Source organism: Marinobacter sp., from assembly GCF_965229985.1.
GTDB lineage: Bacteria > Pseudomonadota > Gammaproteobacteria > Pseudomonadales > Oleiphilaceae > Marinobacter.
Map to the genome: position 1 here is coordinate 607,272 of NZ_OZ245935.1, position 11,825 is coordinate 619,096.

At 56.3% G+C, this 11,825-nt stretch carries 7 protein-coding genes and 1 riboswitch; of the genes, 4 read left to right on the forward strand and 3 right to left on the reverse strand.

Translation table 11 applies throughout. The features are described from left to right. Window positions 1–41: 41 nt before the first annotated feature. The 4 genes from ACO06L_RS02745 to ACO06L_RS02760 are packed head-to-tail and all read left to right on the forward strand — an operon-like array spanning window position 42 to window position 5,813. A complete protein-coding gene (locus tag ACO06L_RS02745; RefSeq protein WP_202346628.1) occupies window positions 42–824 on the forward strand; it encodes a hypothetical protein in 783 nt (260 codons plus the stop codon). Beyond that, window positions 817–3,756, forward strand: a complete 2,940-nt coding sequence (locus ACO06L_RS02750; protein WP_202346627.1) for a hypothetical protein — start codon at window positions 817–819, stop codon at window positions 3,754–3,756. Before ACO06L_RS02745 ends, ACO06L_RS02750 begins: the two co-directional genes overlap by 8 nt. Further along, a complete protein-coding gene (locus tag ACO06L_RS02755; RefSeq protein WP_202346626.1) occupies window positions 3,749–5,194 on the forward strand; it encodes a hypothetical protein in 1,446 nt (481 codons plus the stop codon). The genes ACO06L_RS02750 and ACO06L_RS02755 overlap by 8 nt, the downstream gene beginning before the upstream one ends. After that, window positions 5,187–5,813, forward strand: coding sequence for a condensin complex protein MksE (locus tag ACO06L_RS02760; protein ID WP_227715814.1), 627 nt, complete (start codon window positions 5,187–5,189; stop codon window positions 5,811–5,813). The genes ACO06L_RS02755 and ACO06L_RS02760 overlap by 8 nt, the downstream gene beginning before the upstream one ends. Window positions 5,814–5,824: 11 nt before the next feature. On the opposite strand, the gene ACO06L_RS02765 is transcribed toward ACO06L_RS02760, so the two are convergent. From ACO06L_RS02765 to ACO06L_RS02775, 3 genes are all read right to left on the reverse strand, one after another. Continuing rightward, complete coding sequence (locus ACO06L_RS02765; RefSeq protein ID WP_202346625.1) at window positions 5,825–7,570, reverse strand: putative bifunctional diguanylate cyclase/phosphodiesterase; 1,746 nt, start codon at window positions 7,568–7,570, stop codon at window positions 5,825–5,827. Between the two features lie 103 nt (window positions 7,571–7,673). Beyond that, on the reverse strand, window positions 7,674–9,140 hold the full coding sequence (locus ACO06L_RS02770; RefSeq protein WP_202346624.1) for a DUF3336 domain-containing protein: 1,467 nt from the start codon (window positions 9,138–9,140) through the stop codon (window positions 7,674–7,676). Window positions 9,141–9,231: 91 nt separating this feature from the next. Beyond that, complete coding sequence (locus ACO06L_RS02775) at window positions 9,232–11,049, reverse strand: hypothetical protein (protein WP_421845266.1); 1,818 nt, start codon at window positions 11,047–11,049, stop codon at window positions 9,232–9,234. A 572-nt stretch (window positions 11,050–11,621) separates the two neighbouring features. Further along, a riboswitch (glycine riboswitch) is annotated at window positions 11,622–11,714 on the forward strand. Window positions 11,715–11,825 lie beyond the last annotated feature (111 nt).

The following is an 11,825-nucleotide window of genomic DNA, read 5'->3' on the forward strand; positions in this document are numbered from 1 at the left end:
CTACGTCCATAAACTGTATTCAGAGTGACTGTGGTGAGCTGTTGAACGACTACCTCGATAAAATCCTCCGTGGCCAGCCCATTAACTATGAAGCTTTCCTGAAAAGACTTCCGGATTCGTTTCGGCGCCGGCATAGGGAGTTGTTTGCGGCGGAGAAGGTAAAAGCCAACCGTTGGCTTGTCACGATCCTGGGTGAAAGCGCTTTCGCTGAGCTGCAGGTTGTGGCGCAAACGCCGGTAAGCAGGGTAGATGCCGCGAAAAAGGGTGACTCCCATCGCCATGGTACTGAGGTCAGTTTTCTTCTGGTTTACCATCATGGTTTGGCGTCCAGCCGGCCGGACGTAGTCGTTATTGGAACGGAATCTGTGGATATGGGTTTTCGCCGGCCCCGGTCTGTGCTGGTGGTGGAGAACGAACGGAATTTCTACCAGTATTTGCAGATGCTCGACTTCGTCAGTGAAACACTGGGCAAGCGCTTGGCATTTTCGGAGTGCGACGTGCTGTTGGGCGGTGGCAACCGGGTTACCCGGAGCACGATTCTTGACTGGCTGAAGGGCTATGAAGAAGTATTCTGCGCATTCGATTATGATGCCGGTGGTCTGCAAATGTTCTCGGTGATCGCAGCCTCTCTTGGTGACAAAGCCACATTTGTTCAGCCGCCCGACTGGCAACCATGGCTGGGCCGGTTCCGCAAACTACCGGACACCACCGAACGGTTCACAAGGGCGATATCGTTGGCAGAGGGGCTTGGTTTTGTGGCCCTGGCAGAGGCCTTCCGGGCCACCGGCAAATTCATGGAACAGGAGATGATTCTGGATGAGTGACTCCCAGGGGAGCCCAGGCAATTTCAATTTTGGTATTCGCCGTCTGGTGTTGGTGGATTCCGCCGGCTTCTGTTACGTGGAAATTCCGGTGGACAATCACGGCCTGATCCTGGGCCCGGGCAATCTGGGCAAGTCCAGCCTTTTAAACAGCCTGCGCCTGTTTCTGCTGCCGGAAAACAACTTCAAGAACAGCCGCAAGAAATTCGCTTTCCGCAATGCCAGCGCCGGCAGCTTCTATTCCAACGAGGAAAGCTACCAGCATTACTTCCCCAGTCAGTTCAGTTTCCTGATCATGGAGGCCGAGAACCCGGCCGGGGTGCATTGCCAGATTTTGTACCGGGACAGCGCCAGCCAGCTCAGTTATGGCCGCGCTTTCGTGCCGGTTGGTTACGACCAGCTGCGGCCGCTGTTCTGGAATGGCGATGATGAGGACGGAATCGGCCAGGCGGTGCCGGAGCTGTCGTTCAGCCGTTTGTCCGAGGCGCTGAAAAAGTCCTCCAAAGACACTCGCCTGGTGAATGACCCGGCCAAAATCAAACAGATGCTGTACAGCAGCGAGCTGATGAACGCCGATGCCGTGCGCTATTCGGTGCTACCGCTGGGTGAGTCCGACGAGCGCCGGGTGCAGTCTCTGCGGACGTTGATCCTGCTGCTGTTTGAGATGAAGGCAGACGATCAGGCCATGTCCAACGCGGTGGCCAGCATCATCGAGGCGGACAAGAAGTTTGCCGATGACGCCTTCGATTTCAACATCGATGAGTTTCTCAACCGGCACGATCAACTGAAGCAACAGCAAATCCAGTTGAACCAGATTGAAAAAGAGCGTTCACGGTTCGAGAAGCTGCAAAGGGATTATCAGGCCTACCAAACCCTGCTTCGCAGCCAGCACGATTTTGCCGCGTTTCGGGATGGCGTCGCCCATGCCTTGCAGGATATTGGCACCAGGCGTAAAGCCGCAGTAGAGGCGTTCAATGAACAGAACGAAACCCTGCGCCATGTGCTCCAGGCTCTGAAAAAACTTGAGCAGGATGCCAGCGGCCTGAAGGGCGAAATCCGTTCCGCCGATCGGCGCATCAAGCAGGCCGAGCAGAACCAGAAAGATGGCGATTTGCTGGTGTCCCAGTACGGTGAGATGACCCTTCAGGAAATCGAGGAGATCCAGAAAGAGGAACTCGATAGCAAAAAAGGGCACCTGGCTGCTCTCAAAAGTGCGGCGCAGGCGGAAATCCGGCTGGAGCAGATCCAGAAAAAGAAGCAGGAACTCGAGCGCAAGCTGGACTCCCTGAAGGAACGGGAAAGCAAGCAACATTGGCAGCTGCAGAACCAGCTGGATGAAGCCACGGCGGCACCGCTGCGGGCCGTGGACGCTAGATTGGTGATGGCCAGCCCGGGCCAGGATCTGGATGCCGACAGCAAAGCGGCCATCGAAGCGTTTGCCCGGCTGTTCGTGCCCAATGACAAAGGCTTTGACTGGTTCGACGCCGAATACTCGGCCCAGCCGGCCCGGCAGACTGATTTTGCAGAGCAGCGCCGGCACATTGAAGGTGAGCTCCATGGCCTGGAAAAGGAGCGGGCGGAGCTGGCAGACACCGCCAATCAGGAACATGACCGGCCACGGTTGATCGAGCGCACGGAGAAAGAGATCCGCGCCATCGAAAAGGATCTGGATACCCTGAGCCGTTTCCCGGCAGCGACAACCACGCTGAGGGACGCTACGGATGAGAAGCAGGCGGCGGCGGAACAGCTGGCCAAGCTGGAAGAACAGGCCCGGCTGGAGCAGGAGAAGCAGGATGCCGTGCAGCAGAAGGCCGCCAAGGCCAGGGCCGAGAAAGAGCGTATCGAAGAGCGGGAGCGGGAACTGGCGGGCCTTAGCCGAAGCGTCGGGACCGTGGAGCACCGATTTCCGCATCTGAAAGCGGTGGAAGCCGAGCAGTCGCTGGCTATTGAGCAGGTGTCTGTTGCGGCTTTTGATGATCTGCAAACCCAGCTGGACGACCTGGAAGAGCGCCGTCGCAGTATCCTCGACCACCTTCGCCAGTTCGTGTATCTCGGCATCCACGAAGACACGGAAGGCGAATTGCAGAAAGACAGCCCGGCGTCATCGGTTATCCGCGAAACCTTCAAAAGCCTGTCGGATCTGTTTGCTGGCATGGCCGAGCGCTGGAATGTTCTGGAGCAGCAAGTCGGCATCCACAATGAAACCGTGGCGAGCTACCGGCAGGCGCTGAAATCCAACCACGAGCACATTGCCCGTTTTGAAACGCAGCTCAACCGCGAGCTGGAGGGCGTGCGCATCAACGATCTGGTGGAAATCCGGGTCGACATCCACACCGATCCGAAATTCCGCAATCTGGTGGAAGAAGCCAACAACATCGACCCGTATGGCAACCAGCTGCAGTCGGATGCGTTCTACGATCGTTTGCGGGTGTTCGTGGCGGACTTTTTCGGGGAGGGCGGCAGCAAGCGCCTGACCATGGACAAGGTGATCACCGGCATTTCCTACAGAACCCGGAAGGAGAATGCCGCGAGCCTGGACAAGAAGGGCCAGTCCACCTCCACCACCGCACTGATCAACCTGGAACTGGTGTACCGGCTGCTGAAGCGGGTGTTGTATCCGAGTGTGCAGCTGTCGTTCCCCATGGTGCTGGACGAGCTGGCCAGCGTGGACATCAGCCAGATGCCCTCGTTGCTGGAACGGTTGCGCAAGCAAGGCTTCAATCTATTCTCCGCCGCCACCCACAGTGCCAGTGCGGAAGTGATTTACCTGATCGGCCGGCACCTGGAAGTGGGGCAGATGCGCACGGCACGGCCCTACAGCCCGCAGCGCACCCTGGTGTTCTGGGGCGGGGCCGAGGGCTTCACCAACGGCGAATCCCTGAGCCAATGGGCTGACCAGACCCAGAACAGCCTGCTGGAGCCGGTGGATGAGTAAACGCTTCAGCACCCTGGATACCACCCGGCTGTTGTTCGAGCACCCGAAGATCCTGTTCCGGATGATCGAGCGCATGGACCGGAACGAAGCCCGGTATATTCGTGAAAGCGATCTGGTGGCCGAGGTGATGGACTATACCCGCACCCTTGGCAATGCTGACCGGGACCGGGTGCGTCTGGCGTTGAACACCGACAACCTGTTCCGCAGCGGACTGGTGATCGACATCATCAAGGCCGAGGGTGAGCGGCGGCTGGTGTTTCAGAATGCCCTGATCAACCTGATGCGGGCCTGTAACGCCTCGCTGTATCAGGAACTGACCGATGCCCGCCTGCGTGGCCATCTTGTAACCCTGCGGGATGTGCGCAATCGGCTGGAAACCAGCAGCTTCAGCGACGCGGACCCGGACTACACCGAGCTGAGGGATGACCTGAACGAGCGGGTCAGTCAGCTTATCGGCCTGCTGCGCCAGAACGTCCTGCGCATGCAGACCATCAGTGCCCAGCTCGCGGACCTGTCCGGCGATGCCAGCCGGGCCCCTGAGAAATTCCTGGAGTTCCGCCAGAATCTGTTTGAGCAGATCGTTACCCTGTACGAACGCCACATCAAGCCAACCCTGGTGTTTCTGAACCCGGATACCCGGCTGCCTGATGGCAGTAATTTGTTCGAGACCCTGGAAGCCATGGTCCGGTTGCTGGAAGAACATGGCGACCATAACCTGGCAGACCAGCTGTTCCGTTCCTCCATCAGCCTGAACGCCCTGTACAAGCCCATTCAGGCGGTGGCCCAGGAGGTAGAACACTTCCTCCGCAAGACCCGCCAGGGCATGGTCCAGTACAACGCCATGGAGCATTTCTACGGCAAGCTGCAGGAACTCAAGAGCGAAACCGAGACCCTCAGCCTTAAGAGAAAATGGCTGGAGGGCGGGGATTTTGCCCGCAGTACCGGCTTCCTGGTCGGCTTGCGGGCCCAGCAGCGCCCGAAACACTACGCCTTCGGTGAATCGTCCAGCTACTACCAGCTGTTGTTCAGCGAACTGGAGCTGCGCCTGACCGACCTCCGCCGCAAGGCCGAGGTGCCGGTTCTGCAGCAAGTGGATGGCAGTGGCCGGCACACCCGGATTGATGTCCAGCGTATCAACCAACTCTATCAATGGCTGGAAACCCTGGAGCTGCGGCCCACCTCCGATCTGGTGCGGGAGCTGCACGGCCGCCTGGATGGCTTTATCCCCGGCTATCGCTTTCCGGACCTGTTGGCAGCTCTGAACCGGTTGGTAAACTCCCCGCCAGACGGGCTGCAGGTGGTCACGACCAACCGTTTCCGGATTCTGGACCAATCATCGGACAGCGAGCAGTTTGTCTACCGCAAGCGCCGTCTGGAAAATCTGGAAACGACTGAAAGCAAACCCCCGGTCAATCAAGAAGAGCAACAGCATGCCTGAATTATCCGACGCGATGGATACCACCGGATCCGCCGATCATTCACAAACGTCGAGCAGCTTCGAGCAGATCCTGCCCGCCCAGAGCGCCGCGATCTACCGGGAATTCCAGGCCGGCCGGGTGATTGTGCGTGATATCTGGGACAGCAACCGCTCCGAGCTGCGAGCCAACCCGCTCTACAATCTGCTCTATAACCATCTGTCCCACTTCCGGACCTTCTACGAACACCTGGGCAGCGAGCTTGTGTTTAACGAAACCGGGGCGTTTTTCTTTCTCAAGGAAAGCAGTGACGACGAGAACGAGGAACACGACGAGAACGCCTTCCGGGTGCAGGTAATTCTTCTGTTGATCGGGCGTTATTTCGCACGTAGCGGCCGGGACCTGGAATACCTTGGGCGCCCCGATGCCGGGCTGAATGAGCAAGACCTCTCGGCCCTGGCTAGCGATGAGGAATATCAGGAGATTCTGCGTGCAGCCCGTTTTGAAAAGGGCGTGCCGGAAGCTCTGGATTATCTGGAGAAGCGCCATCTTCTATTTCGGGCTGGTGCCGGTCGCTGTTTTCTGAGTTCTGCCGGGCTGTATTTTCTGCAGGAGTTGGTTCGGGAGTACGAGCAGGGGTAATGGTTTCCTGGTCAGAAGCTGGCCAGGAATTCTGCAACCTTATTTGCCGGCATGGGCTTGGCATAGAGGAAACCCTGAGCGAGATCACAGCCAAGGTTCGTTACCAACTGGGCCTGTTCCTCCGTTTCAACACCTTCGACCAGCACGCTTAGGCCCAGGCTGTGGCCAACCGTAACCATTGCCTCCATGATGGCCATATCGGCGGTATTCTGCATCGCATGTTGCAGAAAGCTCCTGTCGATTTTTATTCCACAAACCGGGAGCTTTCGGAGATAGACAAGAGAGGAGTGTCCGGTACCGAAGTCATCAATCGAAATGTGCACACCCGCCTGTTTCAGTTTTTCCAGTTGTTTTGTCTGGCTTTCATCGCTGCCGAAAACCTCGTTCTCAGTCAACTCCACGCCAAGCTGGTGAGGCTCAAGATTGTAACGACTCACTGTTTCGAGAATATGGCTCGCAAGGTGTGGATTGGTGAGCTGTCGTCCCGAAAGGTTGATATCAACACGCAGATTACTCAGAGGGGTTTTCTTCCATGCGCTGAGCTGTTTGCAGGCTGCTTCGATTACCCATTCGCCAATCCGGTTAATGAGTCCGGACTTTTCAGCCACCGGAATGAAAACGGCCGGCGAAACGGCTCGTGATTGACCGTTAAAACATCTGAGAAGTGCCTCGCAGGAATCGCTTTTTCGTTCAGTCAGATTGATCTGGGGTTGAAAAACCAGTTCCAGGCCATCGTTATTGAGGGCCTCTCTCAGCAGGTTGGTGATTTCCTGATAGTGAACCAGTCGATCATTTATGTCAGGGGTATAGAAACAGAGACCGTTCTTGCCGGTTTCTTTGGCCTGATACATGGCCGCATCTGCATTGCCCATAAGCTCAGCCACGGTGGTGCCGTTGTGCGGAAAAAGGCTTACACCGAAGCTGGCGGTAACCTGGTAACAATCGCCTTCCAGATGAACTCTGTGTTCCAGAGAGTCTATCAATCGACAAACAAGTTCATGTATCCCTTCGGGGCCATCGAAATCGAAGATCAGCAAGACAAACTCGTCTCCGCCAAAACGACTTAGCAGGTCGCCGCCTCGGAGTTCGGCCCTCAAGGTTTCGGCCACAGCTTTCAGGAGACTGTCACCATGATGGTGGCCACGCGTATCGTTGATGATTTTGAAATTGTCCAGATCGATAAATACGACCGCCACTTCCTGTTGCAGGCGATCAGCCTCATCCAGCCGACTCGACAACTCGGCTTCCATAAAGTGCCTGTTGGGTAATCCAGTGAGGTCGTCAAAACTCGCTCTGCGATAAAGCTCATTCCTGGCTTGTTTTTGCTCCTCCAGACTGATGTCGATGCAGAACATCTCACAGGCACCGCTGTCCTGCTTTATCATCACATGGCTGGAATAAACGGGAACCAGGTATCCGTCTTTGTGTTGCAGTTCAAGTTCGTCGGCGGGAATGCTGATGTTATTTTCGAGCCAATTCTTGTGCGCCTGGATAACACCCTCTCGCATGTAGTCCGGGATTATCAGGTCTTCCAATAATTGTCCCTGGGCTTCCTGCCGGGTGTAGCCATAGAGACGCCTGCTGGCTTCATTCCAATAAATCACCCGCCGATTCCTGTCATAGCCCTGAACGGCGACCATGGGCAGGCTCTCTATGAGCTCATAAAACTTTCTTTCGCTCTGGTCGAAGGAAGAGTGCGGATTTCCATCATTAAATGCGGATGAAACCTGAGTTTTCGGCCTTTGCTTATCTGGCATTAGCTGTCACTCCGAACATCGATTCAAAACCAGAAGCCAATATGTATACGGTTTATACGAGCATAGGTTGGGATGGGGCCATTTTCTAGCCAATCCCGGAGAGTCAAACGGTCTCTTTGCTTTCTCTTTGGAGATCGGCTTCAAGCTGCCGGATACACCGGTCAAAGGCCCGGCTGATCCTGGTCTGATCCTTGATCATAGCCAGCCTGGGCCAGGTGGCCTGTTCCCCGAGGTTGATAAACATCTCGAGATCTTCAGGGCTCGGGTTGGAGAGGACTTTTCGATAAAGGAACGCCTTGGGCGGGAAGTGGATATTGATGTCCCCCAGGTACTGCTGACTGGTCATGGCGTGAGCCTGCTCGATCAGCGGCCGGATGATGCCGGGGTGCGGGCTTTGCTTGGTGAGTTTTAGCGCTGTGGCGATTTGGCCATGGGCCAGGGACACCGCCGCCCGTTTGGCCCAGGCAGTTACGCCGCTCTGGTCGTGATGGCTGATGAACGGCACCACGTGGGGGTTGGCCTGGCTGACAATAGTTTTGTTCACGTTGTGCAGGCGGGCCATTCTCATCAGTGGCAGGTCGCCATGCACGCTGCCGTCAATCCAGCTCTCGGTAGGCATGTAAGGCACGCTACTGTCCCTGCCGCCGTCTGAATCCCGGGCCCGAAGTGTCACCGGTGGAAAAATTCCCGGCACCGCACAGGATGCCATCACCGCCGAGTCCACCAACACTGCCGGTGAGGACAGCCAATTCAGCAGCCTCGGTTTTTGCTGGGTGCGCGTGGGGGAGACAGAGATATTCAGTGTTCGATCACTATGCTCATACGCTTCTTTGAAACTGACGCTGCCCAGGTTGTGCTTGAGATGCTCCTGAAGTTGGCGCGGATCCATGGCATGGCCGGCCCTCAGGCCTTCCGTGATGCCAAGCCAGCGGAAGGCATTGAGGTGGATGCGCTCGGGGTGGTTGAAAAAGTCCGCCAGTTCCTTTTCGTTACGGGTGCAGATGGCGCCGGCCACGATCGCGCCCATGCTGGAGCCGGCCATAACGTCCGGAAGAAGGTCCTCGCGCCAGAGCGCCCGGGTAACGCCGATGTGGTAAATACCGAAGGCCGCACCACCGCTGAGCATCAGGGCTGGCCGGCCATAGACCCGCTCGGCGTCCCGAAACATTTTCAGTTTTCGGGCAGTTGTGACTTCCGGAATAGGGTGGTCGCAAATGAATTCCATGGACGTTTCTACGGCATCGAGGAATTCACCCACCAACCGGTTGGTGCCGCTACGGGCCACGGTGTAAAGATCGGGGTTGGATAATTCACCGAGATGACGGTACAGACTCTCCTGAAGGATCCGGATCAGTCGCCGTGTGTCGCCGTTCTGCCGGCAATGGTCCATGAGGCCCATGTGCTTGCGCATCAGGCTTTCATGCAGCATCCCGGTTTCTTCCTGCTCGCGCCAGTCCAGCAGGCCGTCCAGATCGTCGAGCGCGGTTGCCGCCTCGCACCACTGCTCGTAGTCGTGGGCCTGTTCCAGTTGCTGCTGGAGCTGTTTGCGGGTCTTCGAGGCGTGTTTCATGCCTTTTAGCTTAACTCATCCTCGCGGGCAAAAAGAAACCCCCGCCGAAGCAGGGGTCGCTTTCTGAACCGGGTCTGAGACCGACCGGCTATCAGATCGCCACGGGATCCTGGATAACCGTATGGATAAACTGAATCACGCTACGAGTATCTTCTGCCTGTTTGACGAAAGCCTCGATATTGCTGCCGATGTAGTCATCGCTGCCAAGCACACGAATCCACAGGTCGTCTGTTTTGTCGGTGTAGGCGCAGCTGAGATTGTCTGGCTGGCGTTCCACGTAACTTACGTTGACTCCCGAGTAGATCGATTCGGTTGAATGGTTAAAGTTGCTGTAATCAACGTAGCCATTGCCAAGACGCTTGGCTCCGCATTCTGAGGCATTGCCCTGGCATGCTGCGCTGCCGTGCTTGAGAAACAGCAGGCCTTCATCGGCCAGTACCTGATCCGGCAACTCAATGGCGATCTGTTTGGTAACCCAGCTGCCTTCGTCCATGACTTCGATAGTGCCTTCCAGCTTGCCCCAGCGCATCAGCGCCCAGTACATAGCCAGGCCAGCCAGAGGGGAGTCGACGGTCTGATAGTGACTGAGATTACCGGTACCGTCGTCAACACCGTAGGCAAGTCGTCCGGACAGATCCAGCTTGAGGCCAACTGAGGCATTGATGGAGTTCATCACGTCGTTCAGGGTGCGATCCAGTACGCGGGGGTTGCTGAGGGCAACCCGGGCCACGTTCAGGCGTCCCAGTTCCAATTCGATGACGTCGTCCTCAAACCCGGCCACTATGATGCATTCGCCGGTTTCGTCCAGTTCCATGGCAACAAAACCGCCGTTGACCGAGATCGGCTGTGGGCAATTGTTTTCGTCAAGGACGGGTACGCCATTTTCATCCCGCTCCAGCTGCCAGAGATCACCGAACACCTCGCCTTTATAGGTAAACTCAACGCCTTCGTTCAGCCCAAGCACTGTGTTCAGGAACACCAGTCCATCGATGGTCAGTGGCACGCTCTTGTTGGAGGCACCGCCGAGGAATGCCGCCGCAGCATGCATCAGATCAAAGCTGTTGGGTGGTAGGGTTTCCAGCGGGGTTTCAGGCATGTCCTGAATGACATCATGGGTAAAGACGATGGTCCGTCTGGCATCGTCGGCATGCGTTGTGAAGCCGGCAATGTTTTCGCCGTAGTAGTCTTCCATGTTGAAAATACGGCTCCAGGCATTGGCAACCCGATCTTCATATAGGCAGGTGGAGCCTGAGTCGATGTACTGAACATAGGAGACAAACTGGGTGACGTAATCGGTCATCCGGTTATGCGTCATGTTCGACAGATCTGCGTATCCTTCGTGCAGGCTCACACCTCCGGTACGGCCGGGCGTTCCGTCACGCAGATAGGAAAGGTCGCCCAGTTCGAGGTCATCGCGGATTTCCTTCCATTCAGGCGGAACCACCTGGCCGCCTTCGCGGCCCTCGGGGCCATAGCCTGCGATGCGTCCTTCCTTGAGGAGTGCATGATAGAGCGCAAGATTTTCCCGAGGTGAGTCTATGGTCTTCTCAACCAATTCGCCATCAACTTCCGTGATCATTACCAGTCTCCCGGCGGGGTCGGTTTTGATCGCAGTTGAGGCGTTGATGTTGTCGATCGCCTCGGCCAGTGCCCGGGCAAATACCTTTGGATTCTGGGTAACGGTCCTGATCATGTTCAGGCGCCCGATTTCCAGCTCGATGGTATAGGCCTCATAGCCTTCTACTACCGTACAGGCAAAGTCCAGCTCGGAGTCATCGAACTCTTCAACGACCATCGGTACGGTGTCGTGTTCAGTGCCATCGGGCCAGGTTACGGTTTCGGAGGCGATCGGTTGGACGCAGCCATTGCCGTCCAATACCGGAACACCGTATTCGTCACGTACCACCATCCAGAGATCGCCGTACAGGTTTTTCGGATCTGTGGGAACGTCGTTGAGCCCCAGTGCGGAGTTTACAAATACGACGGAATCGATCGTTAAGGGTACTTCTTTACCAGTCGCTGCTCCCAGGAAAGAGGCCGCACTGTCGAGTACCTTTTCTGAGATTTCAGGTTGCTCTGTTGAGGGGGTAGTACCTGGGCTAGTGCTTGAACTTGAGCTTGAGCCGTTCAGATCGCACCCACCGACGACAGCCAGTGATGTGATTAATGCTGGAGTTACCAGATACTTAAGTTGTTTTCTGCGAGACATAATCAGACTCCTGAGATAATGCGCCGGAGACCGCAAAGGGAAAATCCGGACAGAATTGCCGTCGCCAGATAACAACCTGGTGGAGCGTCCGTGCCGCTACGCCTATCTAAGACGATCTGGTTCTGTGTATATTCAAGCGTAATACATGTCTCATGCTGGATTGTCTGACATTGATCAGTTTTTTGTCATATTTCCAAGGCAGGCACAGTAGTTCCATGCCCTCTGGTTATTTGCTATGTTTACCTCCGTGGATTGGCATTTATTACCAATCAGACATGTCTGCGGGAGAGACTGAATCCCTTGCGATCAGCGCCGAAGGAGCAACTGCCCCGGAAACTCTCAGGCAAAAGGACCGCTGACATGAATACTTTCCGAAGAGCTGTCGACAATCGCGTCAGTCGGCACACCGAAGGAGCAAGCGGCCGGTTTCGCTGAAACGGCCCGTGAATCTCTCAGGTCCCGTGACGGAAGGGGTG